Source organism: Pseudomonas sp. P20 (genome assembly GCF_016463925.1).
Lineage (GTDB): Bacteria > Pseudomonadota > Gammaproteobacteria > Pseudomonadales > Pseudomonadaceae > Pseudomonas > Pseudomonas aeruginosa.
The window spans coordinates 151,110-177,498 of the sequence record NZ_JAEMVM010000014.1 but is presented as its reverse complement, the minus strand read 5'-3'; the positions used below and the strand labels follow the sequence as shown (position 1 = coordinate 177,498).

Sequence of the window (26,389 nt, the reverse complement as noted above, 5' to 3'; positions counted from 1 at the left end):
ATGGCCATCGTCCTTTCCCCGCTGCACCGCCGCCGCCTCGCCGCGTTCCGCGCCAACCGCCGCGGGCGCCTGGCGCTGCGGCTGTTCCTCGCGCTGTTCGTCACCTGCCTGTTCGCCGAGCTGATCGCCAACGACCGCCCGCTGCTGCTGGAATACCGTGGCCAGTGGTTCCTGCCGGTGCTGCGGGACTATCCGGAAACCGCCTTCGGCGGCGAGCTGCCGTTCCCGCCGGACTACCGCGGCCGCTTCATGAGCGAACGCATCGCCCGCGACGGCTGGGCGCTGTGGCCGCCGATCCGCTTCGACGCGCGCAGCATCAACTACGCGCGCCCGGCGCCGGCGCCGCCCTCGGCGGAGAACTGGCTGGGCACCGACGACCAGGGCCGCGACGTGCTCGCGCGGGTGATCTACGGCCTGCGCCTGTCGATCCTCTTCGCCCTCGGCTTGACCCTGGCCTCGTCGTTGCTGGGAATCTGCGCAGGCGCGGTGCAGGGCTACTACGGCGGCTGGATCGACCTGTTCGGCCAGCGCTTCATCGAGGTCTGGTCGGGTCTGCCGATGCTTTACCTGCTGATCATCCTCGCCAGCCTGGTGCAGCCCGGGGTCGGCTGGCTGCTGGCGATCATGCTGCTGTTCTCCTGGACCAGCCTGGTCGACGTGGTTCGCGCCGAGTTCCTGCGCGGTCGTCACCTGGAGTACGTCAAGGCGGCGCGGACCCTCGGCCTCGGCGACGCCGGGGTGATGTTCCGGCACATCCTGCCCAACGCCATGGCCGCGACCCTGACCTTCCTGCCGTTCCTGCTCTGTGGCGCGGTGACCACCCTGACCGCCCTCGACTTCCTCGGTTTCGGCCTGCCGCCCGGCTCGCCGAGCCTTGGCGAACTGGTCGGGCAGGGCCGCGACAACCTCCAGGCGCCCTGGCTCGGGCTGACCGTGTTCGTGGTCCTGGCGACCTTGCTCAGCCTGCTGGTGTTCATCGGCGAAGCGGTGCGCGACGCCTTCGATCCGAGGACATGAGATGAACCGGGAACTGTTGCGAGTGGAAAACCTGAGCGTCGCCTATGGCGACACGCAGGTCGTGAAGGGGATCGACTTCAGCCTGCGCGCCGGCGAGACCCTGGCCCTGGTCGGCGAGTCCGGCTCCGGCAAGTCGCAGACCGCCCACGCCCTGCTGCGCCTGCTGCCGGGAGCGGCGCGCCTGGGCGGCAGCGTGCGCCTGGACGGCGAGGAACTGCTCGCCCTGTCGCCGCAGGCATTGCTGGCGATTCGTGGGCAGCGCATCGGCATGGTGTTCCAGGAGCCGATGACCTCGCTCAATCCATTGCAGCGCATCGGCCGCCAGGTCGGCGAGGGCCTGCGCCTGCATCGCCGCCTGCGTGGCGCCGCGCTGCGCGGGCGGGTACTGGAACTGCTCGAACTGGCCGGCCTCGAGCAGCCGCGACGCCTGCTCGAGGCCTATCCGCACCAGCTCTCCGGCGGCCAGCGACAGCGAGTGATGCTGGCCATGGCGCTGGCTTGCGAGCCGCAACTGCTGATCGCCGACGAACCGACCACGGCTCTCGACGTCACCGTGCAGAAACGCCTCCTGGAGCTGCTGCAAAGCTTGCAGCGACGGCTGGGCATGGCGATCCTGCTGATCAGCCACGACCTCAACCTGGTGCGCCGGGTCGCCGATCGGGTCTGCGTGATGCGCGATGGCCAGATCGTCGAGGAGAACGCCTGCGAGACGCTGTTCCGCTCGCCCCGGCATCCCTACACGCGCCTGCTGATCGAGGCCGAGCCGGGTGGGCTGGCGGAGCCGGTGGCGTGCCGCGAGACCTGCCTGGAGGTGCGCGCGCTGAGCCTCGACTACCCCGCGCCCGGCGGCTGGCTGCGCCGGCGCGCGGGACTGCGCGCGGTGCACGAGGTCAGCCTGCGGCTGCGCCGTGGCAGCACCCTGGGGATCGTCGGCGAAAGCGGTTCGGGCAAGTCCTCCCTCGGCCAGGCGCTGCTGCGCCTGTTGCCGGCCGAAGGGCAGATCCTGTTCCAGGGCGAGCGCCTCGACCGGCTGCACGGCAAGCGCCTGTTGCCATTGCGCCGGCAGTTCCAGGCGGTGTTCCAGGACCCCTACGGCAGCCTCAACCCGCGCCTTAGCGTGGAACAGATCGTCGGCGAAGGCCTGCGTATCCATGGCATCGGCGATACCGGCGAACGCCGCGCGCGGGTGCTGGAGGCACTGCGCGAGGTCGGTCTCGACGAGCCTTGCCTGGAACGCTATCCCCACGAGTTTTCAGGCGGCCAGCGCCAGCGCATCGCCATCGCCCGCGCGCTGGTGCTGAAGCCGGCGCTGATCCTGCTCGACGAACCGACCTCGGCGCTCGACCGCAGCGTGCAGTGCCAGGTGGTCGAGCTGCTGCGTCGGTTGCAGCGTCGCCACGGACTGAGCTACCTGTTCATCAGCCACGACCTGGCCGTGGTACGCGCCCTGGCCCACGACATCCTGGTGCTCAAGGACGGCCGGGTGGTGGAGCAGGGCAGCGCCGCTGCGCTGTTCAGCCAGCCGCGCCACCCCTATACCCGCGAGTTGCTCGGAGCGATACCCGCGCTGCGCCTGGAAGAGCATCTGCGGGTGGCCGGGCTGGGAATCTGAGGCGGGAAACCATGCTGACTCTAAGGATGTTCCGAAAGGTTCTTTCCAGACGCCCCGGCGCTTTTCTTAAGATCGGCCTGCGGGCCCGTCAGGGACAAGGAGCCATGTCGGCTTCCGGGTCCGTCCGATCGATTGGGGGAATGCGATGAGTTCGTTACCGTTGTACTTCGATTACGCCGCCACCACGCCCGTGGACGAGCGCGTGATCCGGGCCATGGTGGAGTGTCTCGGCTACCAGGCGTGTTTTGGCAATCCCGCGTCGAACTCCCATGCCTACGGCCGCCAGGCGCGGCGGGCAGTGGAGCGGGCCAGGGAGCAGGTGGCCGCGCTGGTCGGCGCCAGCGCCGGGCAGATCGTCTGGACTTCCGGCGCCACCGAATCCAACAACCTGGCCCTCAAGGGCGTGGCCCAGGCGCTGGACGCACCCGGCCACCTGATCACCAGTCGCCTGGAGCACAAGGCGGTGCTGGACACCGTGCAGCAACTCGCCGATGACGGCTGGAGCGTGACCTGGCTGGCGCCCGGCACCGATGGCCTGATCCGGCCGGAACAGGTGGAGGCGGCCTGGCGCGCCGATACCCGCCTGGTGTCGCTGATGCGGGTCAACAACGAACTCGGCACCCTGACCGACATCGCCGCCATCGGCGAACGGGTGCGCGAGCGCGGCGCGCTGTTCCACGTCGACGCGGCGCAGGCCAGCGGCAAGGTGGCGATCGACCTGGGCAGCCTGGCGGTGGACCTGATGTCGTTCTCCGCACACAAGACCTACGGGCCCAAGGGCATCGGCGCGTTGTACGTCGGGCCGCGCGCCGAGCGGCGGCTGAAGGCGCAGATCCACGGCGGCGGACACGAGCAGGGCCTGCGTTCCGGGACCCTGGCGACCCACCAGATCGTCGGTATGGGCGAGGCCTTCGCCCTCGCCGGCGAGCTTTTCGAGGAGGAGGGCAGGCGCATCGCCGGACTCCAGCGGCGTCTGCTGGAGGGGCTGGCGCAGATCGACGGCTGGCGCCTGAACGGCAGCGCCGACGCACGCATCGCGCATACCCTGAACCTGACCTTCGACAACCCGGCCTTTGTCCCCCAGGCACTGGAGTCCAGCCTGGCGGTGTCCAGCACCTCGGCCTGCAACTCGGCGCGGCCGGCGCCGTCCCACGTGCTTCTCGCCCTCGGCCACGATGCCGCCAGCGCTGGCCGCAGCGTGCGCCTGAGCCTCGGTCGCTACACCCGCGAGGCCGACGTCGACGCGGCGGTGGCCGCCCTCAAGGCCGCGGCGGATAGTGGCGCGCCGGCGTGGCAGCCGTTCCTCGGGGTATCCAGGGCAGGCTGAGCGGCCGGCTCGACCCGCGCTCGCCGAAGCCAGGGGCTGCGGATAACCGCGAAGCGGTTATTCGCCCTGCGGCTCCAGGGGCTTTTCGTCTTTGCCGCCATTTCCCGGCAATGTGCGCTTGGCGGATCATCCAGGTTGGGTATCATGCGTCGCCATTCCCATCCACCGCCGACGGAAGTCAGGCTTTGCCTGCGTGAGCCCAATGGACGATCTCTCCCCCGATTCCGCCTTGCCGCCTGCCGGCAGCGCCCAGGACAACGACGCGCCGCGCCAGTTGGTGGTCTGCATCGACGGAACCTCGAACCGCTTCGGCGACCAGCCGACCAACGTGGTGCGCCTGTACCGCTCGCTGTCGCGCGATCCGCGCAGGGTGCTGGCCTACTACGACCAAGGCGTCGGCACCTTCGGCCTGAAGGAAACCCTGTTCGAGTGGCAGAAGTTTCCCTCGCGGATCGCCGGCCTGGCCTTCGGCTGGGGGCTCAAGCGCAACGTCGAGGGCGCCTATCGCTTCCTCGCCGAGCACTACCGGCCCGGCGACCAGATATTCCTCTTCGGCTTTTCCCGCGGGGCCTACGCGGTGCGCGTGCTGGCCGCGATGCTGCGCGCGGTGGGCCTGATCGATGCGCACCAGCCGCACCTCTTCGACTACGCCTGGACCCTGCTCACCACCCGCATGCCGCCCCGCGACGAAGACAAGCGGGCCGGCACGCGTCGCCGCGGACCGGACTTCGGCCTGCTGGGACGCTTCCGCAAGGTCTTCGGCCGGCAGGTGAAGGTGCACTTCCTCGGCCTGTTCGACACCGTGACCTCGGTGGGCTGGGTCTACGACCCGCTGACCGTGCCGTATTCCTCGAACAACGAAATGGTCGACGTGGTCCGCCAGGCCCTGGCCATCGACGAATGCCGCTGCTTCTTCCGGCAGAACCTCTGGTTCGGCGAGAAGGACCGCAAGTCCGACGTGTTGCAGGTGTGGTTCCCCGGCATGCACTCCGATGTCGGCGGTGGCTATGCGCCGAAGGACTCGCGGCTGGCTCTGGTGGCCTTTACCTGGATGCTCGGCGAGGCGCTGGAGGCCGGCCTGCATGTCGACCCGGCGCGCAGCCGCGACCAGTTGCGCGCACGTTCGAAGCAGGGCCCGGACCCGACCGCGCCGATCCTGCCGGTGATGACCCGGCCCTGGCGCCTGGCCGAGTGGCTGCCGCTGCTGGTCTGGGACCGCCGCAGCGGCAACCGCGCCTGGCGCTGGTCGCGTGGCCGGCCGCGCTCGCGGCCGCTGGAACCGGTCGGGCAGGAAACCCGGGTCAAGCTGCACCGTTCGGTGCAGCGGCGGCTGGACGAATGCCCCGACTACCGGCCGTGCAACCTGCCAGCGCTGGAACGCTGCGACCTCATCGACGATTCGCCGTTGCTCGACGGCTACCGCTAGCGGCTGGCCGCGATCGCGTTCAGAACCACATGCGGATACCGGCGACGAAGCGCGCCTCGTCGTCGTCCTCGCCCTCGGCGCGGGCCAGGTCGGCGCTGTTGCCGTAGGAGCGGTTCCAGGTCACCCCGATGTAGGGCGCGAACTCGCGACGGATCTCGTAGCGCAGGCGCAGGCCCAGCTCGCTATCGGCAAGGCCCGAACCGATGCCGCGGGCGGGATCGTTCCTGCCGTACAGGTTGACCTCGGCGCTGGGCTGGAGGATCAGCCGGTTGGTCAACAGGATGTCGTACTCGCCCTCCAGGCGCAGCGCGCTCTGGCCGTTCTCGCCGAGGAAGGCGGTGACTTCCGCCTCGAAGTCGTAGAGCGCCAGGCCCTGCACGCCGAACGCCGCCCAGGTCTGCGGCGAGCCGGGCTTGAAATCCTGGCGCACGCCGGCGACCAGGTCCCACCAGGGACCGATGGCGTGCCCGAACAGCGCCTGGACCTCGGCGTCCTCGGTCTTGCCGTCGAGCCGTTCGCCTTCGCTGCGCAGCCACAGGCGGTTGATGTCGCCGCCGATCCAGCCGCTGGCGTCCCAGGCCAGCGCGCTGCCGTCGTCGGCGTCCTGGTATTCCAACTGGTCGAGCAGGAAGAAGCTGTTCAGCGCGCTGTCGTGCACCTTGTGCCCCTCCAGCGGCGGAAAGGCGGCACGGCGGTCGGCCTCGGTCGGCACCGGGATCGGCGTACGGCTCTGGCTGGGCGCGGCCTGCGCCGGAGGTTGCCGCGCAGCGCGGCTCATCCCCGGCATCCGGCCATGGTCCATTCCCTGGTGCTCCATGGGCTGTGCCGGGGCGGAGGTCCTCTGGCCGTGGTCCATGCCAGGCATCGCGCCGTGGTCCATGGCCGAGTGGTCCATGCCATTGTCCTGCGCGGCCTCGACGGGATTCGGCAGGCCCAGCAGCAGACCCAGGGCGAGGGCACCGCCGGCCAGGCGGGCGGGTTTCGGCTGGCGGCTCATGCGTTGTCTCCTTCGTCTACCCGCACTTCGCGGAACATGCCCATCTCCATGTGGAACAGCAGGTGGCAGTGATAGGCCCAGCGTCCCAGGGCGTCGGCGGTGACCCGGTAGCTGCGGCGGGTGCCCGGCGGCATGTCGATGGTGTGCTTGCGCACCAGGAAGTTGCCTTGCTCGTCCTCCAGGTCGCTCCACATGCCGTGCAGGTGGATCGGGTGGGTCATCATGGTGTCGTTGACCAGGACGATCCGCAGGCGCTCGCCGTAGGTCAGGCGCAGCGGCTCGGCGTCGGAGAACTTGATGCCGTCGAAGGACCAGGCGAACTTCTCCATGTGCCCGGTCAGGTGCAGCTCGATGGTGCGCCCCGGTTCGCGGCCGTCCGGGTCGGCGAAGCGGCTGCGCAGGTCGGCGTAGGTCAGCACCCGCCGCCCGTTGTCGCGCAGGCCGAGGCCGGGGTCGGCGAGCTTCGGTGTCGGCGTCATGGTCTGCATGTCGACCAGCGGGTTGCCGTCCTCCGAAGCCGGATGGGACTGCATCGGCATGGTGTCCATGCCCATCCTGGAGTGGTCCATGTCGGCCATCTTGGAGTGGTCCATGCCGTTCATGTCCATGCCGGCCATCTTCGAATGGTCCATGCCATTCATGTCCATGCCCGACATCTTCGAATGGTCCATCTCGCTGGCGGGCCTCGTCGCCGCGCCATGCCCCATGGCGCCGTGGTCCATGCCGCCCATGCCCATGTCGTCCATGCCGATCAGCGGGCGCGGATCGGGCGTCGGCACCGGCGCGCTAAGCCCTTCGGCCAGCGCCAGGGTGCCGCGGGCGTAGCCGCTGCGGTCCATGGACTGGGCGAAGAGGGTATAGGCGCGCTCGCCGCCCGGTTCGACGATCACGTCGTAGGTCTCGGCCACGGCGATGCGCAACTCGTCGACGCTGACCGGCTCGACGTGCTGTCCGTCGGCGGCCACCACGGTCATCTTCAGGCCGGGAATGCGGACGTCGAAATAGCTCATCGCCGAGGCGTTGACGAAGCGCAGGCGGAGCTTTTCGCCGGGGCGGAACAGGCCGGTCCAGTTGCCGTCCGGCGGCTGTCCGTTGAGCAGGTAGGTATAGGTGTAGCCGCTGACGTCGGCGAGATCGGTGGGACTCATCTTCATCTCGGCCCACATCTTGCGGTCGGCCAGGGTCGCGGCCCAGCCGTTGGCGCTGACGTCGTCGATGAAGTCGCCGACGGTGCGCTTGTGGAAGTTGTAGTAGTCGGACTGCTTCTTCAGCTTGGCGAGGATGCGCTGCGGCTTCTCGTCCGACCAGTCGCTGAGCAGCACCACGTAGTCGCGGTCGTAGCTGAACGGTTCCGGCTCGCGGGCGTCGATCACCAGGGCGCCGTAGACCCCGGCCTGCTCCTGTAGCCCCGAGTGGCTGTGGTACCAGTAGGTGCCGTTCTGCCGGACCTTGAAGCGGTATTCGTAGAGACCGCCGGGAGCGATGCCCTCGAAGCTGAGGCCCGGCACGCCATCCATGTTGGCCGGCAGGATGATGCCGTGCCAGTGGATCGAGGTGTCCTCGGCGAGGCGGTTGCGCACCCGCAGGGTCACGTTGTCGCCTTCGCGCCAGCGCAGGGTCGGGCCGGGCAGCGAACCGTTGATGGTCATGGCGGTGGCCGGCGAGCCGCTGAGGTTCACCGGGGTCTCGCCGATGAACAGGTCGAAACTGTCGCCGGCGAGCAGGTTCTGCTGGCCCGGCCCGGCCAGGGCCCAGGCCGGGGCGCGCCAGAGACCCAGTCCGCCGAGCAGACCGGTGGCGGCGAGGCCTTTGACGAAGGTGCGTCGCGAAGTTCTGTGCATCCGCTGGTTTCCACGCAGGTGGCAGGACGGACTGCGCGAGCCTGCGCAGCCGGGAAGTCGCGGCCCCGCCAGGGCGGTGCGGCGATGCGGACACCCTAGCGGCGCGCGCCTGTCGGCAAGCTGTGGGGAAGATTACAGTGCTGTCAGCTCAGCGCGGCGGGTTCACCAGGTGGCGGTCGAAACCGCGCGCCACCAGGCGTTCCCAGGCGTCCATGACCTGCGCCGGGATCGGGCAGGCGACCTGGAAGCCCAGCGCCGGGTAACGCATGATGCGGTCAAGGTCGCCGACCATCTCGTCGATCACCCCGAGTACGCCGACCAGGTTCGAGATGCCGTCGGGAAATGCGTAGTCGGGCGCATCCACGTGTCCCTCCAGACCCGGCCAGCGGACCGGCAGGGTCAGCGCCACGCGGCGGATCGAGTTGGGCTTGGTGACGAAGGTCGCGCGGCGCAGGTCGGGGAACAGCTCGCGGGCGAAGGCGATGTTCTCGGCGAAGTTGGTCGCCCGCGGCTCGATCACGATGAGGCTGTCGCTTACCCCGCGTGCCCTGGCATGGCGGGCGAACAGCTCGGCTTCCGGCTCGACCCAGAGATGGCGCGTCCAGTGCCCGGTGTTGCCGGTGAACAGCAGGCGTTCGGCGAGGCCGCGTTCGAGCAGTTCGCAGGCGTGGTCGCAGACTCGCAGGTCGTAGGAGCCGCATACCACCAGCAGTTCGCAGGGCACATGGCAGCGGCCCTGGCCGAGGAAGTCCCAGAGCAGCCGGGCATCTTGCAGGGTCGGGCTCATGGGACGCCAACGCTCCTCTCGCTGCCGGTCGTGGCGGGGTGCCGATGCTGGCAGTACAGCCGGTCGTCTTCGCGGACGATCCGTAGCTCGCGGAAATCCCGGACCGACCAGCGCGCGCCGGCGGCGAGCAGGCCGCTCTCCTCGCCGATCGCCACGCAGGTCGCGCCGGCGGCACAGGCGGCCTGCACGCCGCTGAGGGAGTCTTCGAACACCAGGCAGCGCGACGGTGCCACGCCGAGCCTGGCCGCGGCCAGGCGATAGCCATCCGGAGCCGGCTTGCCGTGGACCACGTCGTCGCGGCTGACCAGGGTGCGGAACGCCGCCTGCAGGTCGTGCTGGCGCAGCACGTGGTCGATGCGTGCCGGCCAACTGCTGGTGACCAGCGCCAAGGGCACGTCCAGCCAACGCAGCTGGCGGATCACCGCGGCGACGCCGGGCAGCAGGGGACAGTCGGCGCCTTCCTCCAGCGCATCGACCCGTTGCTTGAGGATCCGCCGGCGCTCCATCGGCAGGTGGCCGAACAGATAGTCCAGGGTGTAGCCGCCCGGGCGACCGTGCACGTGGTCGCGCAGGCAGTCCGGGCCGAGCGCCACGCCCTGTTCGCCGGCGACCCGGCTCCAGGCCGCGGCGATGGCTTCGCGGGAGCTGATCAGGACGCCGTCCATGTCAAACAGAACGGCTGAAAACGCTAGTCGATGCATCTCGGGCACTCTGTAGGGCAAGCCAGACCAGGACCGCGCCGCCGAGGGCGAACAGCGCCATGATCAGATAGGACCACTGCGGCAGGCCTTCGTACAGCCAGCCGGCGGCCGGACTGGCGAGGCCCATGGGCAGCGCTACCGCCAGAGAGTAGTAGATCCCCTGGGTCAGTACCCGCGCGCTTTCCGGCGCGTGGTCGCGGATGTAACGCATCACCGCGGCGTGGTAGGCGGCGAAGCTGAGGGCGTGCAGGCACTGGCCGAGGAGGATCGCGGCGAGGTGTTCGCTGCCGGCCAGCAGGCCCCAGCGCAGCGCCGCGCAAAGGCTGGAGAAGAGCATCACCTGGAGCGCCGGGTGGCGGTCCAGGATGCGGTTGGAGACGGCGAAGAAGCTGATCTCGGCGATTACCGCCAGGCCCCAGAAGGCGCCGACCGAGAACGACGAGTAGCCCAGCGTCTGCCAGCCCAGCGAGGCGGTGGTGAAGTACAGCGAGTGGCTCAGTTGGATCATTCCCGCCGCGGCGATGGCCAGCAGCAGGGGGCGTTGCCGGAGGATCCCGCGCAGGTCGGGACGGCGCCTGGCGCCCGGCAGCGGCGAGTCCGGACGGCGCAGGCTGCGGCGACGGAGGAACAGGCAGGCCAGCGCGGTGAGCAGCATCGTCAGGCCGACCAGGGCGGGCACCAGTTGCTGGCCGAACCGACCGAGCAGCAGGCCGCCCAGGGTCGCGGTGAGGATGAAGGCCAGCGAACCGACTGCGCGTACCCGCCCGTAGTTCTGCAGGGCGGCCTTGTCGCGCTTGAGCAGGTAGGATTCGGTGAGCGGCAGCACGCTGGTCCAGAATGCGCCGTAGAGCACGCTCAGGGCGATGAACAGGGGCAGGCCCTCGGCCAGCTGGAACAGCAGGGCGCAGGCGCCGGCCAGGGCCGCCAGCAGGGTCGCCAGGCGCAACTGGTCGATGCGCCAGTCGGCCACGTAGGTCAGCGCCACCCCGGCGATCACCTGCGGCCAGTAGGCCGCGGCGATCAACAGGCCGATCTGGCTGGCGCCGAAGCCCAGGCTGGCCAGCCAGGTCGGCCAGAACGGATAGATCAGCCCCTCGGCGGCGAAGTAGCCGGAAAAGATCAGGTACATGCCGGTTCCCGCGTCGCCGTGCCGGTTCGCTGCGGTTTGCGCCTCACTCGAAGCGCGCCCTGGCGAAGGCGTTCTCGCCCTTGCGCCAGACCAGCAGGGACTCGCCCAGCACCACCAGGTCGACCATGCCGTCCTCCAGCGCGCCGAGGGCGTCCTGCGGGGCGCAGACGATCGGTTCCTCGTGGCGGTTGAAGGAGGTGTTGATCAGCGCCGGCTGGCCGCTGCGGGCATGCCAGGCATGCAGCAGGGCGTGCATGAACGGATCGGCCTGCGGCCGGATGATCTGCGGCCGGGCGGTGCCGTCGACATGCACCACCGCCGGGCAGCGTGCGCGGAAATCCGCATGGCAGTCGTAGGTCATGGTCATGTAGTCGGCCGCCACCTGGTCTTCACGCCAGCCAACGTAGCAAGCCTCGGCGTGTTCTACCGCGGTGACCGGGGCGAATGGCATGAACTCGGTGCGTTCCATGCGCTGATTGAGCCAGTCGTTGGCGCTGGCATCGCCGGGATGGTAGACGATGCTGCGGTTGCACAAGGCGCGCGGGCCGAACTCCATGCGGCCCTTGAACATGCCCAGCACCTGGTTTTCCCGCAGCGCTTCGACCAGCGTCTCGATCAGGTTGGCCGGCCGGCTGTAGGCCAGCTGCGGGTACTGGCTGGCGATCAGCTCGGCATTCTGCGCGGCGCTGCGCGCGTCCGGCCCGAGGGCCATGCTCGGCGCCGGGAAGCGCGTACCGTTCTCGCGATAGGCCACCGCCACCGCCGCGGCCAGGGCCAGGCCGCCGTCGCCCATGCAGGGCAGCACGTAGACATCGCGGACCCCGGGGATCTCGCGCAGGCGCTGGTTCAGCTTGACGTTGCCGAACACCCCGCCGGCCAGGCACAGGTTGGCGCAGCCGGTGCGCGCCACGTGCTCCCGGGCGATGGCCACCAGCAGGTCTTCGGAGTGCCGTTGCGCGGCGGCGGCGACATCCGCCGGGCGTTCCGCCGCGCAGCGTTGCAGCAGCGGATCGCTGTAGCCGTCGTAGGAGGGCAGGTACAGTTCGCCGCAGCGGGCGCGCAGGCGGCCGTTCTCCAGGCGGATCATGTCGTTCATCAGCGGCAGCAGCTTTTCCGCGTCGCCGAACGCCGCCAGGCCGGTGATCTTGCCTTCGTGGCGGTTCGGCTTGAAGCCGAGCAGGCGGGTGATGCGCCCGTAGAAGTAGCCCAGGCTGTCGACGCTGGTCTCGCGTTGCAGGACCGCCTCGCCGCCGTCGGCGCGGTAGTGGGTGACGGTGAGCGACTGGAAGTCACCGCGGCCGTCGCAGGTGAGGGTCAGCGCCTCGTCGAACGGCGAGCAGACGAACGCGCCGAGGGCGTGGCATTCGTGATGGTCGATGTACTCGACCTTGCCGCGCAGGCCGTTGGCGCGGACGAAGGCATCGAATTCGCCGCGCTTGGCCTTGTCGTTGGCCATTTCGTCGGCGATCCGCTTGCGCAGGTGCGGCAGGCCCTCGGGACGCCCGCGGGCTTCCTCGAGGACCCGGTCCAGATAGAGGTCGAGGTGCCGCCCGGCGTCGAACCCGGCGTTCCAGCCGTAGGCGATGCGGTCGATGTCGGCCAGGTCGATGCCGGCCTCGCCGAGCACATAGTCGATGGAGCGGCTCGGCCAGGCCTTGTGGTCCTTCTGGCGGGTGAAGCGCTCCTCGCTGGCGGCGGCGACGATCCCGCCGTCGCGCACCAGGCAGGCGCCGGCCAGGTCGTTGTTGGTGATCCCGAGAATGATCATGCGGTGTCCTCTTGCGCGAACGGGTGGGGGGCGAGAGGCGTAATAGGTTGCATGGCACCGGGAGCCCAACAACCTGCCAGATCTGGTCGCCTGCGAAATCTGGCAGGGCTACCGGATCTGGTAGCTGGACAGCCGTCGACGGGCTTGCCGGCCATACCGGCCGGGCGCCCGCGCCGGCATCAGAAGCTGTAGCTGAGGCGGCCGAACAGGATGCGCCCGTAGGGATCGGTGTAGCGCGGGTCGTAGCCGCTCTGGAAGGTGTAGGTCTGGTTGCTGAACGGCGGTTCGCGGTCGAACAGGTTCTTCACCCCGAGGGTCAGCCCCAGCGCGTGGCTGAGGCGGTAGCTGCCGGCCAGGTCCCAGAGGTTCCACGAGCCGACCTTGCCGTGGCTGGCGCGGTCGTAGTCGTTGTAGCCGCTGGTGTAGCGGTTGCTCAGGGTGGCCTGCCAGGCGTCGCGGCTCCAGGTGGCGTTGGCGACGTGCTTCCAGCGGGCGATCACGCCGACGCCCTGGAAGTCGCCGACGTTGTCCAGGTACTGGCCGCCGATCTGCTGCTGGAAGTCGTAGCGGGACACGTAGGTGCCTTGCAGGTCGAGCCCGAACTGCCCGTAGCGGCTGGCCGGGAAACGATAATCGAGGCTCAGGTCGACGCCGCTGGTCTTTACCTTGCCGAGGTTGGCCAGTCCGGTGACGACGTGATCGATCGAGCCGTCGGCCTTGCGCACGATGCGTCCGGCGTAGGCCTGCGGGTCGGCGAAGATCGCCGCTTCGGGAAACTCGGCGATCTGGTTGGCGATCCTGATCCACCAGAAGTCCAGGCCGACGGAAAGGTCGCGCAGCGGCTGGTAGACCAGGCCCAGGGTAACGTTGCGCGCGGTTTCCGGTCGCAGGTCGGTATTGCCGCCGGTGGCGTTGTAGAACTGCTGGGCGCAGTCGCGGTTGGCGATGCCGCCCTGGCTCGGCTGGCCGCCGGCGCACAGGCGCGGGTCGTCGTAGTTGGCGCTGGTATAGGTGGTGAAGGTCGGGTTGTACAGTTCGTACAGCGACGGCGCACGGAAACCTTCGCTGTAGGCGCCGCGCAGGACCAACTGGCGGAACGGCTGGAAGCGGAACGAATATTTCGGGTTGCTGGTGCTGCCGAAGTCGCTGTACTTGTCGTGGCGGATCGCCGCGCTGAGTTCCAGGCTGTCCAGCACCGGCACGTTGAGTTCGGCGTACTGCGCCTTCAGGTTGCGCTCGCCGCTGACCGTGGCGGCGGGATCGACGCCGAGGCTCTGCACGTTGCCGGCGAAGTCCTGGATGTCCTGGTGGAACGCTTCCTTGCGGAACTCGCCGCCCAGCGCCAGGGCCGCCGGCCCGGCGCCGAACCAGTCGCCGATCTCCCGGCTGGCGCGGGCATCCAGGCCCTTGACGCGGCCGACCGAGGTACGGAAGTCGCCGCTCAGGGCGTGGCTGCCGAGGTAGGCGAGGCCGGCGTCGGTCTGCGGCCCGAACGGGTTCAGCGTCCCGTTGGCGATGCCGAGGGCGGCGGCGCGATCATCGACGTAGCCGCTGTGGATATGGTCGACCACCTTGTTCTGGTTGTACGAGGCGCCGATATCGTAGTCCCAGCCGGCGAACTGGCCGTCGAAGCCGAGCAGCAGGCGCTGGCCGGTGTTCTGCGAGGATTGCAGGCGCGGCCCGAGCACGCTCTGTCGCCAGTTGACCTCCACCGGCCGGCTCGGGTCGAGGACGAAGCCGCCGGGTCCGGGAGTGATGCCGTTGCCGGGATAGAAGGCGGTGCCGGGATCGATCTGCAGGCCGGTGAGGGTCCCTGGGCCGACCTGGGTAGCGTTGTCGTTGCGCGACCAGAAGTACTCCAGGCTGACGTTGTGCTCGTCGGCCAGCTTGCCGGTGGCGCGGCTGAACACCGAGGTCTTCTCGGTTTCCGGCACCAGGTCGAGGTAGCGCCACAGGCTCTGCCGGCAGATGCCGTTGCGCGGAATCAGGTCGGCGCCCTTGCAACCGCCGGCGGCCAGCGGATTGCTGGCGTTGGCGCCCTGGCTCCAGTTGCCGGGGAAGGCGGTGCCGGAGCTGTAGTCGAGGCCGCGTCCCGGCTGGTAGTTGTAGGTGTAGCCGCGGTCCTTGGCGCCGAGGCGCTCCTGCTTGTCGTAGTTGGCCACCGCGAAGACATTGAAGCGATCCTCCTCCAGCTCGCCGAAGCCCCAGCTAGCGCTGACGTTGCGCTGGTTGCCGCCGCCGTCGTGGGTGGGGGAGGCGTAGCCGCTGTCGAAGCGGCCTTCGTTCAGGCTCTTGCGGGTGATGAAGTTGATCACCCCGCCGATGGCATCGGTGCCGTACAGCGCGGAGGCGCCGTCGCGCAGCACCTCGACCCGGTCGATGGCGGCGAAGGGAATGGTGTTGAGATCCACCGCGGAGCCGTCGATGGCATTGTTCGCCAGGCGCCGGCCGTTGAGCAGCACCAGGGTCTTGTTCGCGCCGATTCCGCGCAGGTCGGCGAACGAGGCGCCGCCGGTGGCGCTGCCGACCGAGCGACTGGAGTTGTATACGCCCTGGTTGCCGGAAAGCCGGCCGATCAGTTCCTCGGTGCTGGTCACGCCCTGTTGGCGCAGCTCCTCGGCGCGCAGGACGCTGATCGGCACCGCGGTTTCCGCATCGACCCGGCGGATCGCGCTGCCGGTCACCTCGATTCGTTGCAACTGGACCGTGGGCGGGTCGACAGGCGCCTGTTCCTCCGCCGCGGCGGCGCTGCCGGGAGCGAGCTGCAGGGCCAGCAGCAGGGCGGCGCCCAGCGGCGCGTCGGTGTGGAGCGATCGGTGCATGGTCGGGGCATCCCTTGTTCCGGTGTGTCCAGGGATGTCCGTCGAGCCGGGGGATTTTCCAGGGACGGCTTAGACCTTTGCGCCATGAGTTTATGTCCGCTGGGAACAAGCCCTGCCGTCGCGCCTTTCGTCGGCGGGCCGGAGCGGCAGAACCAGTCCCCTCTGCCGAGGTCGAAAAGCAGGCGTCGCGGCGGTGCTGCGGCGTCCTTTCTTCAGCTACATTTTTCTTTCAGCAGTCGTTCCCATCATCCAGGGCAGCACCCAAGGGGCAGATCATGGCTCGCACCACTCCCATCGAGCTTTATCGCAACATCGGCATCGTCGCCCACGTCGACGCCGGCAAGACCACGACGACCGAGCGGATCCTCTTCTACACCGGCGTCAACCACAAGATGGGCGAGGTCCATGACGGCGCGGCGACCATGGACTGGATGGTCCAGGAGCAGGAGCGCGGCATCACCATCACCTCGGCGGCGACCACGGCCTTCTGGCAGGGCTCGACCAAGCAGTTCCCGCACCGCTATCGCTTCAACATCATCGACACCCCCGGCCACGTCGACTTCACCATCGAGGTGGAGCGCTCGCTGCGCGTGCTCGATGGCGCGGTGGTGGTGTTCAGCGGCGCCGACGGAGTCGAGCCGCAGTCCGAGACGGTCTGGCGCCAGGCCAACAAGTACCATGTGCCGCGCCTGGCCTACGTCAACAAAATGGATCGCCAGGGCGCCGATTTCCTCCGCGTGGTCGCGCAGATCAAGCAACGCCTGGGCCATGTCCCGGTGCCGATCCAACTGGCGATCGGCGCGGAGGAAAACTTCAGCGGGCAGATCGACCTGGTGAAGATGAAGGCCATCTACTGGAACGATGCCGACCAGGGCACCAGCTACCGCGAGGAGGAGATCCCGGCGGAGCTGCGGGCGCTGGCCGAGGAGTGGCGGGCGCACATGGTCGAGGCCGCCGCCGAGGCCAACGACGAACTGATGAACAAGTATCTGGAAGGCGAGGAACTGAGCATCGAGGAGATCAAGGCCGGGCTGCGCCAGCGGACCCTGGCCAACCAGATCGTACCGGCGGTGCTCGGCTCCTCGTTCAAGAACAAGGGCGTGCCGCTGGTGCTCGACGCGGTGATCGACTATCTCCCGGCTCCGTCGGAAATCCCGGCGATCAGGGGCACCGACCCGGACGACGAAGAGAAGCACGACGAGCGCCATGCGGACGACGACGAGCCTTTCTCGGCGCTGGCGTTCAAGATCGCCACCGACCCCTTCGTCGGCACCCTGACCTTCGCCCGCGTGTATTCCGGGGTGCTGACTTCCGGCGACGCGGTGCTCAACTCGGTGAAAGGCAAGAAGGAGCGGGTCGGGCGGATGGTGCAGATGCACGCCAACCAGCGCGACGAGATCAAGGAGGTGCGCGCCGGCGACATCGCCGCGCTGATCGGCATGAAGGACGTGACCACCGGCGACACCCTGTGCGCCATCGACAAGCCGATCATCCTCGAACGCATGGACTTCCCCGATCCGGTGATCTCGGTGGCGGTGGAACCGAAGACCAAGGCCGACCAGGAGAAGATGGGCATCGCGCTGAGCAAGCTGGCCCAGGAAGACCCGTCGTTCCGCGTGAAGACCGACGAGGAGACCGCGCAAACCATCATTTCCGGGATGGGCGAGTTGCACCTGGACATCATCGTCGACCGCATGCGCCGCGAGTTCGGCGTCGAAGCCAATATCGGCAAGCCGCAGGTGGCCTATCGCGAGACCATCCGCAACACCTGCGAGATCGAGGGCAAGTTCGTCCGCCAGTCCGGCGGCCGCGGCCAGTTCGGCCATTGCTGGATCCGCTTCGCTCCGGCCGACGAGGGGCAGGAAGGCCTGGAGTTCCACAACGAGGTGGTCGGCGGGGTGATTCCCCGCGAATTCATCCCGGCGATCCAGAAGGGCATCGAGGACCAGATGCAGAACGGCGTGCTCGCCGGCTACCCGCTGATCGGCCTGAAGGCGACGGTGTACGACGGCTCCTACCATGACGTCGACTCCAGCGAGATGGCGTTCAAGATCGCCGCCTCGATGGCCACCAAGCAACTCTCGCAGAAGGGCGGAGCGGTGCTCCTGGAGCCGGTGATGAAGGTCGAGGTGGTGACCCCGGAGGACTACATGGGCGACGTGATGGGCGACCTCAACCGCCGGCGTGGCCTGATCCAGGGCATGGAGGATACCCCGGCGGGCAAGGTGATCCGTGCCGAGGTCCCGCTGGGCGAAATGTTCGGCTATGCCACCGACGTGCGCTCGATGTCCCAGGGGCGCGCGAGCTACTCGATGGAGTTCGTTCGCTATGCCGAGGTACCGGCCAGCGTGGCCGAGGCGATCGTCGCCAGGCAGGGCCGCTGAGAGCCGCCGCGCGCCGCCGAGGCCAGCGGCGGCGCGCGCCTTTGCGGGAGCGGCAGCCGCATCTTCGGCGCCGATGCGCTTGCCAAGCGGGGTTTTTGACGCCCCCTGGATGCTTAACTATAAGACAGTGACCAAGGCCCGCACCTATACGGTCACAAGGATGGCGAATCGATGCTTGCTTCAGCGATTGCCAGCGGTACCGCAGTCTCCCAGGTCTCCAAGCATCTCCTAATGTTCCTGGCCGCCCTTTTCCTCGCCCTCGGTGCATGCGGCTGGGCGATCCTGCACATCGCCAGGCACCAGGACGACATCGCCATCGAGCAGAGCCATTTCTACGTGGAAAAGGCGCTGCAGAATCGCCGGAAAAATTCCGAGCAGTTCTCCACCACCTATTCCTTCTGGACCGACGCCTACGTCTATCTGGGAAACCGGGTCGACGTGGACTGGGCCTTCACCAAGAACAACCTCGGCTCGGTGCTCTACACCACCAATGGCTACGACGGCGTCTTCGTCATCGACGACCGTGGCACTCGCTACGCCATGCTCGAGGGCGAGCTTTCCGAACGCTCGCTGGCCGACTCGCTGGGCGCCGATGCCGGAGACATCCTCAGCGCCGCCCGCCGCGCCGCGGTGGACGAGGCGGCGATCAGCCGCTACGTCGACTTCGACGGCGCACCGGCGATCCTGGTCGCCTCGGCGATCAAGCCCACCAGCGATCATGCGCCCATCGACCTGGCCAAGGCCTCGGTGATGGTCTTCGTCGACCGGCTGACCCCGGTGAAGCTGGCCAAGCTCGGCGGCGACTACGGCATCGCCAACCTGCACCTGCTGGCCGGCGGCGCGGCGGGCGACAAGGAAAGCCTTGCCCTGGAGGGCACTCCCCATCGCCTGGCCTGGGTGTCGTCGCGTCCGGGTAGCGCCATGCTGCGGGAGACCGCGTTGCCGCTGCTGGGAATCTTCGTGCTCGCCGCCGGGCTGCTGTTCTGGCTGAGCCGCAGCGCCGTGCTCAACGCCCGCGCGGTGGATCGCCAGCAGAAGGTCCTGAAACGCAGCAACCAGGCCCTGCTGGCCAGCGAGGAACGTTTCAAGTCGATAGCCGAGGCGGCCTCGGACTGGATCTGGGAAGTCGACGGGCATTTCGTCTTCACCTATCTCTCCGTGCGCTTCCGCGACGTCACCGGCTACCAGCCGGAGGCCTGGATCGGGCGGCGGCTGGACGAGTTGCTGGATAGCGATACGGTGAACATCGTCAAGTGGCTGGAAGGGCTGCCCGATGCCGGTGCGCCGTCCAGCCTGGTCTGCGCTTTCCGCGACAGCCAGGGCCAGGCTCGGGTCGGCAAGCTGAGCGCCAGCGCGATCCGCAACGGCGTCGCCAGCGGCTATCGCGGCACGGCGGCCGACATCACCGACGAGGTCGAAGCCCATGCGAAGATCCAGCATCTGTCCCTGCACGATGCCCTGACCGGCCTGCCGAACCGCAACAAGCTGTTCCAGTTCCTCGAACGCCTGCTGGCGGAAAAGGCTGGCAAGTCGCCGGTAGCGGTACTGATGCTCGACCTCGACCGCTTCAAGCCGATCAACGACCAGCACGGCCATCCCGCCGGCGATGCGGTGCTCTACGCCATCGCCGAACGGCTGCGCGCCTCGACCCGCGACCAGGACATGGTTGCCCGGCTCGGCGGCGACGAGTTCGTGGTGGTCAGTACCCACGTGTCGTCGAAGCTGGAAATCGAGAAGTTCTGTAGCCGGCTGATCGACGTGATCAACCGCGAGGTCGCCTACGAAGGGCACAGCTTCCATGTCGGCGCCAGCATCGGCGTGGCCCTGGCGCCGGAGCACGGCGGCGATCCGCGGGGCCTGCTGCGTTGCGCCGACGTGGCGATGTACGAGGCCAAGGCCGCGGGGCGCAATACCTGGCGTTTCTACTTGGAAGCGATGGACTCCCATCTCGCCGAGAAGAAGCTGCGCGAGACCGAGTTGCGCGCCGCCTTGCAGAACGGCGAGTTCGAGTTGTACTACCAGCCGCGTTTCCTGGCGCAGGAACAGACGATCGCCTCGGCGGAGGCGTTGATCCGCTGGAACCATCCGCGCCGCGGGCTGATCGGCCCGGACGAGTTCATCGGCCTGGCGGAAGAAAGCGACCTGATCGTGCAGATCGGCAACTGGGTGCTGCGCGAGGCCTGCGCCACCGCCGCCAGCTGGCCAGGCGAGGTGATGGTCTCGGTGAACGTGTCGCCGGCGCAGTTCATGACCGGCGATATCGTCTGGCAGGTGCGCGAGGCCCTGCGCCTGGCCCGCCTGGATGCTCGCCGGCTGGAGCTGGAGGTGACCGAGAACGTCATGCTCAACGATGTCGATGGCGCGCTGCGGACCATGACGGCCCTCAAGGAGCTGGGCGTCCGCCTCAACATGGACGACTTCGGTACCGGCTATTCCTCGCTCGGCTACCTGCGCACCTATCCCTTCGACAGCATCAAGATCGACAAGCGCTTCGTCGCCAGCATGGAGAAGACCGGGCGCGACCGTTCGATCGTGCAGGCCATCATCAATCTCGGCAACGCCCTGAACCTGCGGGTCACCGCCGAGGGCGTGGAGACCGAAGGGCAGATGCATATCCTGCGCGACGAGCAATGCCACGAACTGCAAGGGTTCCTGCTCAGCCGGCCGCTGGATGCGCAGCGCCTGCGCGATCTGCTGGAGCGCGAGGCGGGGCAGACCCAGGCGCCACAGGTTTCCGCCGAGGGCCATGCTGCGCGCCGCCCTTGAGCGGGGGCAGAAGAGACCACGCGGAGCCTCAGCGGCCCTCGGTTCAGCGAACGCCCTGCGTATGGTTCAGAGAATGCTCAACTGATTATTTGACCTGACTGATTCCCTTCCCGTCTTCGCTTGCCGACACTCCGTCCTTTCCATGGCCTTGTGCCAGGGCCAGCGCCGGTGGTCGCCACCCGCTTCGGGCGAATCGCGGTGATGGTCTGCTACGACCTGGAGTTTCCCGAATGGGTGCGCCTGCCGGCGCTGTCCGGCGCACAACTGCTCTGCGCGCCGGTGAACTGGCCGGCGGCACCGCGTCCCAAGGGCGAGCGGCCAGGCGCAGCTGGGCGAATGAAAAAGGGCGCGGGCCAGTATCGGCGCCGCGCCCTTTTGCCGGAGGAGAACCTTATTCCAGTTCGGCTGCGCTCTCTTCCTGGCGCTTCAACCCGGTATGACTGATGGCGTGCAGAGCGGTATTGAACTGTACGGTCTCGTTGAAACCCTTGACGATCTGCGCCAACTTCTCGCGGGCGCTTTCCAGCTTCTTGAAGCGCTCGCCGAGTTCCAGGCTGCGCTGCTGGACGCTGGCTTCGCGCTTTTCCAGTTCGGCCTGGCGCAGGTTCTGCTGGCTGCGCAACTCTTCGAGGCGTTCCTGTTCGATCTGCAGTACTTCGGCTCGCCGCGCGCTGCTGCGCTCGCGGGCTTCGACGCTTTCCGCGAGTTGTTGCAGGGCCGCGCTGCGCTCGGCGAGGAGACGGTTGCTCTGCTCGGTTTCCCGCTCCAGCGCCTGGCGGTCGTCCTGCAGGCGCTTGTGCCACTGCCGGAGCTGCTTTTCCTTTTCCTGCAATTGCCGCTCCTTCTCGTGCAGTTGCGTCTGGAGCGACTCCAGCGACTCCTGCTGCTTGAGCGCTTCCTGCTTCTGCTGGCTCAGTTGCTGGGCCATGCCGGCGAGGTCGGCCAGGGTGCCCTGCACGTCCTGTAGCAGATGCTCGGTATCGTTGCCGATATCGAGCGCGGTATCCGTATCCACGTGGGCTTCATCCTCGGGTTGGCGAATGACGGCGGCGGCCTGGGTGGGCGCCTCTCTGGCGTTGGCCCCGCCCTCGGCGCCGGCCAGGCGTGCGGGCGGCACCCGGAGGCGCAGCGACAGGCTGGGGACCCTGGCCGATACCGGTTCCGGCGCGGGTGGGGCGAGGGGGGAGGGGCTCGGGGGCATGGAGGATTCCTCGGCGGCGTCTGGAGACGGAAGGTTGGCGCTGCCCGTGGCGTCGGCGGCGTGCAGCGCGGGGTGGAGCATCTGCGTCAGGTCGGCAAGCTCCTCGCGAAGATGACTGGCGTTGTCGACGAAGGCGCCGATGGCCTCGGCATCCGCTACCTTGGCGGACTGCTCCGCTTTCGCCGCGAACTCGGCTGGCGCCCCACCCTCGGGCGCTGCCGTTTCCGCCTCCGGCCGCGGCTCGGGCTCGACGCATCCGGCCTCGGTGACGGTTTCGTCTTCCGCCGCCTCGGGCTCGTCGATGGGCTCCGCCGGCCCGTCCGTGGTCTCGTCCGCATCGTCTTCGGCGAGGACATCGGGAGCGGCGTCTTCGAAAAGGGCCTCCTGGACGAGCGGCGGGACTTCCGCGCAGGGTTCCTCGCCATCCAGGGCGGGGCCGTAGCCATGGGGGGACTCGAAGGTGACGAGCTTCATCACCCATTCGCGTTCGAGCACCAGGGAGCGGTGTTCTTCCCGCCGCGAGGGGGCGATGGCCGCGTCCTGCAGGTCGATGAGGTGGTAGGCCAGATCGCTGGTCCGGCGATTGCCGGTGGTGGCTTCGCGGACCAGTTGGCGGAACACCTGGATGGCCGCCTCGCAGGCCTCGTCGGTGTCGAGACGGCCCAGGCGGAAGCCGTCGTCGGTCTTGAACAGGGAGGCGATGTAGACGCGCGAGTCGTTTTCGTCGACCTGTTCGTTGAGGCTGTAGGCGATGAAGTTGCGGTCGCTGGCGGGAATGGCGAAACCACACAACAAGGCCGCATTCAGTTCCGTCTGCTCGGCAGTTTCCACACTGATGGTTCGAAGAAGCATAAGCCCTGGAGATCCCGTTGGTGCTTGAAAGATGTAACGGGCGAGGGTACCGGGAGCTATGGGCGAGGTAACTTGGACGAGTCCTATTGCCTTGTAAGAAAAATCTTGAAGATTTTACTGCGTGCCGTGCCCAGCGTACCGCGCAGGCTTGTCCGCTAGTACGGGTCCGGCGCGCTTCAGCGATCCGCCATCAGGACGACGATGGCCTCGGCGACGAAATCGGCGTTGCGCTCCAGGGTCTGCAGGTGGTTCATGACGACATCGTAGGTTTCGCCGCCTTCATGGCGCTTCGCCCAGATCGCCAGCTCCTCCAGGGCCATGCCGAGGGCACTCTGGTTCTGGTTGAGACGGCAGAGCAGGGCGACAGTCAAGTCGTGATCCAGCATGGCGGTAGTCCTGATCCTGAAAAACTCAGCGTAGCCCCCCTGGCGCTCCGCCGACACGGAAGCGGTTCACGAAAAGACGAAGCGGTTCAGCCGCTGCCGACGGGGTGGCCTGCGTTCGTGGCCGGTGCCCACGGCGCAGCGCTTTCGATAGCCCCCGGCAGCTTCGGACCGACCTGGCAAGGGGACCTATCCGAACGGCGAGGGTGGCCCGCGGTGGTGGCGCGCCGCATGGCCAGTTCCCCATGCCGCCTGGCTATACTGGCGGCGCGGGAACAAGACGCCGTCCATGAAGAGCGTCCCGGACCCGAACGTCGCGCTTCCTGTCATCTCCGCTACCTATCTTTCGTTCTTCTGCCGCGAAACGGCTTTCGGATGAAGGCGGCCGGCGGTCGCTCGTCGCGCCGTCCCGGGGTTTCCCTGTCCGTGCCGATCCGACCCGTGTTGCCAGCGAGGGGTATGTACGCAATGTCCGTGACCGATGCCAGTTTCCCGATCATCAATTGGTCGAAGGCGATGCCTTCGTTGCGCCAGCTGATGTATTTCGCCTGTGTCGCCGAGTACGGCAGCATCGGCCAGGCCGCCGAGGTGCTGCACGTTTCGCAGCCGTCGCTGTCGCGGCAGATCCAGGCGCTCGAAGCGCACATCGGCGAGGCGCTGTTCGTCCGCGGTCCGGCCGGGGTGAGCCTGACCGAAGTGGGCAGGGTGGTGCATTGCCGCGCGGTGAAGATCATCGCCGAGGCCAAGGCGCTGACCCGCGACATCGGCGACGGCGACGACCGCCAGTTGCACATCGGTTTCAGCCGCTACCTCGATCCCGGCTGGTCCGGCGAGCTGGCCCGGCAACTGAAGGAAGCGCGGGTGTGCAGCGCCGTTTCGCCATCCTGGGCGCCATCGCTGGACCTGCTCAGCCTGGTCCGCGAGTCGTCCCTGGACGCGGCGATCATCGGCGCGCCGCCGAAGGTGGTGCGCGAATACGAGCTGATGGAGATCGGCAGCTACGAGCACGTCATCGCCCTGTCGGAAACCCTGCACCGGCGACTGGCGCCCGACTGGTCGCTGAACGACCTGATTGGCGAGCCGCTGCTGGTACCGAAGGACTCGCTGTTTCCCGCCTACAGCCAGTTCATGAACGATGCGATGGATGCCGTCGCCTTCGCGCCCCGGCGCAGCGTGCGGCCGAACGACCTGAGCATTCTCCTGGCCCAGGTCGCCAGCGGCGACGGCTTCGCCTTCCTGCCGTTGTCGCTGACCAAGTTCGCCTATCCGGGGGTGGCCTTCACCGCTCTGCCGGCGGCGGTCAACGAAGGCTTCCGCCTGCCGGTGGGGCTGGCGGTGTCGCCGACTTCGCGGCTTCGCGCCAGCGACACCCAGTTCGAATGCTTCGTCGAGACCGCGCGGCGGGTCGCCGCCGGTTGAGGGACGCGGCCGGGAGCGCCGGCCGCGCGAGGGGCTTCAGAGGGTCTTCATGTACTCGACCAGGGCGCGGCGCTGCTGCTCGTTGAACTGCGCGTTGCCGTAGTCGTGGCCGCCATTGGCGTTGCCCGGCTTGCCGCTGTCGAAGAGGAAGCGGTTGGCGCCGCCGGCATCGGTGATGTAGCCGACGTTGACCGGGTCGAACTCGACGCTGCCGGTATAGAAGGTCCGCGGCCTCAGGTCCGGCGGCAGCAGCAGGTCGTAGAGGGTCGCCACCGAGCCGTTGTGCAGGTAGGGCGGGCTGGCCCAGATACCGTTCAGCGGGCGCGCCTTGTAGGCCATCAGGTCGCTGGTCATCGTCAAGCACTGCTCCAGGCGCCGGGCCTTGTCGCTGCCGGCCGCGACGTTTTCGGCCAGGAGCAGGGCGCCTGGCGCGTCCGCGGCGGTCGCTTCGGCGCTGTCGGCGTCGGGGCTGTCCGGCACCGGACTGATCAGCGGCGGCAACTGCCCGTCGAAGATGCCCAGGGCGGCGGTCTGGAAGGCACCCAGGGCGACGCTCAGGCCGCGCGCGGCCAGGGCCTGGACCACCACTTCCTGGAGCACGTCCACCGCATAGGCCTGCTTGCCGTAGAAACCGCGCTGGCCAGTGCCGACGAAGGACAGGTAGGGCTTGCCGCGCACGTAGCCGGTCTTCAGCTGGGCGATGCTGTTGCAGGCGGTCCACGGGTCGGTACCGATCGGCGCGACCTCGCCGCGCGCCTGCAGGTGGGTGAGCACGGTCTTCACCGGGGTCCGCAGGTCGTTGCGGTCCAGCGGCGTGTGGCAGCTGGAGCAATGTTGCCGGTACAGCTCGCGGCCCTCGGCGACCCTGGCCGGCTCCGGGGCGCCGAACAGCTGGTTCGGCCAGGCCGGCGGTTTCAACTGGCCGAGCTGGTCTTCGATGCGGATCAGGTTGTCGACGTTGATGCTCGACGGGTAGCCGATGTGCAGCGCCGACTGGATCGGGCTGAGCACCTTGACGTCGGCGAATACCCCGACCGCCTCGCCGGCGTTGCGCGCCAGGGCGCCGACGTCGAACTTGCGGTTGTCGATGTCGACCACGTTGATGTGGTTCGGGTTGAAGCCGGTCCACTGCACGCGGTCCAGCTGCGGTACGTTCCACAGGAACGGATAGCTCACGGGGGCGTCCTCGGCGCCGTAGATCTGCTCGTCGGCGTGCAGTTCGTAGCCCACCGAGTTGAAGATCGAACCGATGGCATCCAGGCGCCCCGGGCCGAACTCGGGATCGTGCGGCAGGTTGAAGTGCGAGCCGTCGCGCAGGCGCACGATGGTGGCGTCCAGAGCTGCTTGCAGGCGCGCCTTGTTGGCGTCGTTGTAGCCGCTGACCAGGCCGTCGGCGCCGAGCACCTTGCGGGCGAAGCGCTCGAACTTGGCGGTGTCGGCGCGGGTGCTCTGCAGGGCGCCGAGGATCTCCAGCTGGAAGCCGGCGAGGTCGCCCATGGTCTGCCCGCCGTAGACGGTCAGCTGGGTGCCCTGGTAGCTGATGTGCGAAGTGTGGCACATGCTGCAGGTCGGTCCGACCCAGGGTTCCCTGGAGCCCTGCAGGGCTTTCCAGCGCAGCTTGGTGAAGGTCAGGTCGCTGTCGTCGCTGCGGTCGACCGCGTAGCCCTGCACCACCTTCACGCTGGAACCGCCGAGGGTGTGCGGGACATAGCCGTACTGGCGGATCAGCGCATCGGACATCAGCGGTTCTTCGCTGGCGCGCTGCTCCAGCGCCACCAGCCAGGCCAGCGGCAGCATCCGCGAGCCCTGGCCGGCTTCCAGCCAGGCGGTCTTCTGGGTCTGGTTCCAGCCCTGGTCGAGGTCGACGCCGCTGTCGTCGGCGAATGCCGGGGCACCGGCGAGGACGGAAAGGATGGCAAGGCTGAGTCGCGATAGGGGCATCGGGCGGTTCTCTCTA

At 68.2% G+C, this 26,389-nt stretch carries 17 protein-coding genes and 1 pseudogene; 8 read left to right on the top strand and 10 right to left on the bottom strand.

All coding sequences use genetic code 11. The features are described 5' to 3' along the window. The 4 genes from JHD77_RS19885 (at position 1) to JHD77_RS19870 (ending at position 5,382) form a co-directional block, all read left to right on the top strand. Positions 1-1,017, top strand: coding sequence for an ABC transporter permease (locus tag JHD77_RS19885; RefSeq protein WP_191519454.1), 1,017 nt, complete (start codon positions 1-3; stop codon positions 1,015-1,017). A 1-nt stretch (position 1,018) separates the two neighbouring features. Then, entirely contained in the window at positions 1,019-2,629 is a 1,611-nt protein-coding gene (locus JHD77_RS19880) for an ABC transporter ATP-binding protein (protein ID WP_031756579.1), read from the top strand. A 145-nt stretch (positions 2,630-2,774) separates the two neighbouring features. Beyond that, a complete protein-coding gene (locus JHD77_RS19875; protein WP_017002107.1) occupies positions 2,775-3,956 on the top strand; it encodes an aminotransferase class V-fold PLP-dependent enzyme in 1,182 nt (393 codons plus the stop codon). Positions 3,957-4,158: 202 nt separating this feature from the next. Further along, positions 4,159-5,382: a DUF2235 domain-containing protein gene (locus tag JHD77_RS19870; RefSeq protein WP_003088736.1), complete on the top strand. Its 1,224-nt coding sequence runs from the start codon at positions 4,159-4,161 to the stop codon at positions 5,380-5,382. A 19-nt stretch (positions 5,383-5,401) separates the two neighbouring features. Here the strand turns inward: JHD77_RS19870 and JHD77_RS19865 are convergent, their stop codons facing one another. The 7 genes from JHD77_RS19865 to JHD77_RS19835 form a co-directional block, all read right to left on the bottom strand. After that, a complete protein-coding gene (locus tag JHD77_RS19865; RefSeq protein WP_074231232.1) occupies positions 5,402-6,379 on the bottom strand; it encodes a copper resistance protein B in 978 nt (325 codons plus the stop codon). After that, positions 6,376-8,220 (bottom strand): copper resistance system multicopper oxidase, encoded by a 1,845-nt coding sequence (locus JHD77_RS19860; protein ID WP_031756582.1) that lies wholly within the window; start codon positions 8,218-8,220, stop codon positions 6,376-6,378. The genes JHD77_RS19865 and JHD77_RS19860 overlap by 4 nt, the downstream gene beginning before the upstream one ends. A 148-nt stretch (positions 8,221-8,368) precedes the next feature. Further along, a complete protein-coding gene (locus JHD77_RS19855) occupies positions 8,369-9,007 on the bottom strand; it encodes a YdcF family protein (RefSeq protein WP_003088740.1) in 639 nt (212 codons plus the stop codon). Further along, on the bottom strand, positions 9,004-9,672 hold the full coding sequence (locus JHD77_RS19850; protein ID WP_003103648.1) for an HAD family hydrolase: 669 nt from the start codon (positions 9,670-9,672) through the stop codon (positions 9,004-9,006). The genes JHD77_RS19855 and JHD77_RS19850 overlap by 4 nt, the downstream gene beginning before the upstream one ends. Before the next feature lies 1 nt (position 9,673). Further along, positions 9,674-10,837: an MFS transporter gene (locus tag JHD77_RS19845; protein WP_003114866.1), complete on the bottom strand. Its 1,164-nt coding sequence runs from the start codon at positions 10,835-10,837 to the stop codon at positions 9,674-9,676. A 43-nt stretch (positions 10,838-10,880) separates the two neighbouring features. Next, positions 10,881-12,605: a carbamoyltransferase family protein gene (locus JHD77_RS19840; protein WP_191519453.1), complete on the bottom strand. Its 1,725-nt coding sequence runs from the start codon at positions 12,603-12,605 to the stop codon at positions 10,881-10,883. A 179-nt stretch (positions 12,606-12,784) separates the two neighbouring features. Continuing rightward, positions 12,785-15,427 carry a TonB-dependent receptor gene (locus tag JHD77_RS19835; RefSeq protein WP_003103655.1) on the bottom strand — a complete coding sequence of 881 codons (2,643 nt, stop codon included), beginning with the start codon at positions 15,425-15,427 and terminating at the stop codon, positions 12,785-12,787. Between the two features lie 275 nt (positions 15,428-15,702). Between JHD77_RS19835 and fusA the strand changes: the two genes are divergently transcribed. From fusA to JHD77_RS19820, 3 genes and pseudogenes are all read left to right on the top strand, one after another. Further along, positions 15,703-17,811 carry an elongation factor G gene (gene fusA / locus JHD77_RS19830; RefSeq protein WP_003118529.1) on the top strand — a complete coding sequence of 703 codons (2,109 nt, stop codon included), beginning with the start codon at positions 15,703-15,705 and terminating at the stop codon, positions 17,809-17,811. 171 nt (positions 17,812-17,982) lie between these two features. After that, positions 17,983-20,577, top strand: a complete 2,595-nt coding sequence (locus JHD77_RS19825) for a bifunctional diguanylate cyclase/phosphodiesterase (protein WP_020750573.1) — start codon at positions 17,983-17,985, stop codon at positions 20,575-20,577. A 159-nt stretch (positions 20,578-20,736) separates the two neighbouring features. Then, a pseudogene (locus JHD77_RS19820) lies at positions 20,737-20,940 on the top strand (nitrilase-related carbon-nitrogen hydrolase); the annotation flags it as partial. Positions 20,941-20,968: 28 nt separating this feature from the next. Here the strand turns inward: JHD77_RS19820 and JHD77_RS19815 are convergent. Further along, entirely contained in the window at positions 20,969-22,630 is a 1,662-nt protein-coding gene (locus JHD77_RS19815) for a hypothetical protein (RefSeq protein ID WP_191519452.1), read from the bottom strand. Between the two features lie 176 nt (positions 22,631-22,806). Next, positions 22,807-23,016: a hypothetical protein gene (locus JHD77_RS19810; protein ID WP_003088759.1), complete on the bottom strand. Its 210-nt coding sequence runs from the start codon at positions 23,014-23,016 to the stop codon at positions 22,807-22,809. A gap of 513 nt (positions 23,017-23,529) precedes the next feature. Between JHD77_RS19810 and JHD77_RS19805 the strand changes: the two genes are divergently transcribed. Further along, positions 23,530-24,432, top strand: coding sequence for a LysR family transcriptional regulator (locus tag JHD77_RS19805; RefSeq protein WP_073668604.1), 903 nt, complete (start codon positions 23,530-23,532; stop codon positions 24,430-24,432). Between the two features lie 36 nt (positions 24,433-24,468). Here JHD77_RS19805 and JHD77_RS19800 read toward each other — a convergent pair whose 3' ends face one another. Further along, positions 24,469-26,373, bottom strand: coding sequence for a 10S-dioxygenase (locus JHD77_RS19800; protein ID WP_003105773.1), 1,905 nt, complete (start codon positions 26,371-26,373; stop codon positions 24,469-24,471). Positions 26,374-26,389 lie beyond the last annotated feature (16 nt).

Excerpts from the sequence above, each read along its gene's own strand:
- fusA (WP_003118529.1), top strand. The coding sequence starts at position 15,703 with ATGGCTCGCACCACTCCCATCGAGCTTTATCGCAACATCGGCATCGTC.
- JHD77_RS19870 (WP_003088736.1), top strand. The coding sequence starts at position 4,159 with ATGGACGATCTCTCCCCCGATTCCGCCTTGCCGCCTGCCGGCAGCGCC.
- JHD77_RS19805 (WP_073668604.1), top strand. The coding sequence starts at position 23,530 with ATGCCTTCGTTGCGCCAGCTGATGTATTTCGCCTGTGTCGCCGAGTAC.
- JHD77_RS19835 (WP_003103655.1), bottom strand. The coding sequence starts at position 15,427 with ATGCACCGATCGCTCCACACCGACGCGCCGCTGGGCGCCGCCCTGCTG.
- JHD77_RS19855 (WP_003088740.1), bottom strand. The coding sequence starts at position 9,007 with ATGAGCCCGACCCTGCAAGATGCCCGGCTGCTCTGGGACTTCCTCGGC.
- JHD77_RS19845 (WP_003114866.1), bottom strand. The coding sequence starts at position 10,837 with ATGTACCTGATCTTTTCCGGCTACTTCGCCGCCGAGGGGCTGATCTAT.
- JHD77_RS19885 (WP_191519454.1), top strand. The coding sequence starts at position 1 with ATGGCCATCGTCCTTTCCCCGCTGCACCGCCGCCGCCTCGCCGCGTTC.
- JHD77_RS19860 (WP_031756582.1), bottom strand. The coding sequence starts at position 8,220 with ATGCACAGAACTTCGCGACGCACCTTCGTCAAAGGCCTCGCCGCCACC.
- JHD77_RS19800 (WP_003105773.1), bottom strand. The coding sequence starts at position 26,373 with ATGCCCCTATCGCGACTCAGCCTTGCCATCCTTTCCGTCCTCGCCGGT.
- JHD77_RS19840 (WP_191519453.1), bottom strand. The coding sequence starts at position 12,605 with ATGATCATTCTCGGGATCACCAACAACGACCTGGCCGGCGCCTGCCTG.
- JHD77_RS19815 (WP_191519452.1), bottom strand. The coding sequence starts at position 22,630 with ATGCTTCTTCGAACCATCAGTGTGGAAACTGCCGAGCAGACGGAACTG.
- JHD77_RS19880 (WP_031756579.1), top strand. The coding sequence starts at position 1,019 with ATGAACCGGGAACTGTTGCGAGTGGAAAACCTGAGCGTCGCCTATGGC.
- JHD77_RS19825 (WP_020750573.1), top strand. The coding sequence starts at position 17,983 with ATGCTTGCTTCAGCGATTGCCAGCGGTACCGCAGTCTCCCAGGTCTCC.
- JHD77_RS19865 (WP_074231232.1), bottom strand. The coding sequence starts at position 6,379 with ATGAGCCGCCAGCCGAAACCCGCCCGCCTGGCCGGCGGTGCCCTCGCC.
- JHD77_RS19850 (WP_003103648.1), bottom strand. The coding sequence starts at position 9,672 with ATGGACGGCGTCCTGATCAGCTCCCGCGAAGCCATCGCCGCGGCCTGG.
- JHD77_RS19875 (WP_017002107.1), top strand. The coding sequence starts at position 2,775 with ATGAGTTCGTTACCGTTGTACTTCGATTACGCCGCCACCACGCCCGTG.
- JHD77_RS19810 (WP_003088759.1), bottom strand. The coding sequence starts at position 23,016 with ATGCTGGATCACGACTTGACTGTCGCCCTGCTCTGCCGTCTCAACCAG.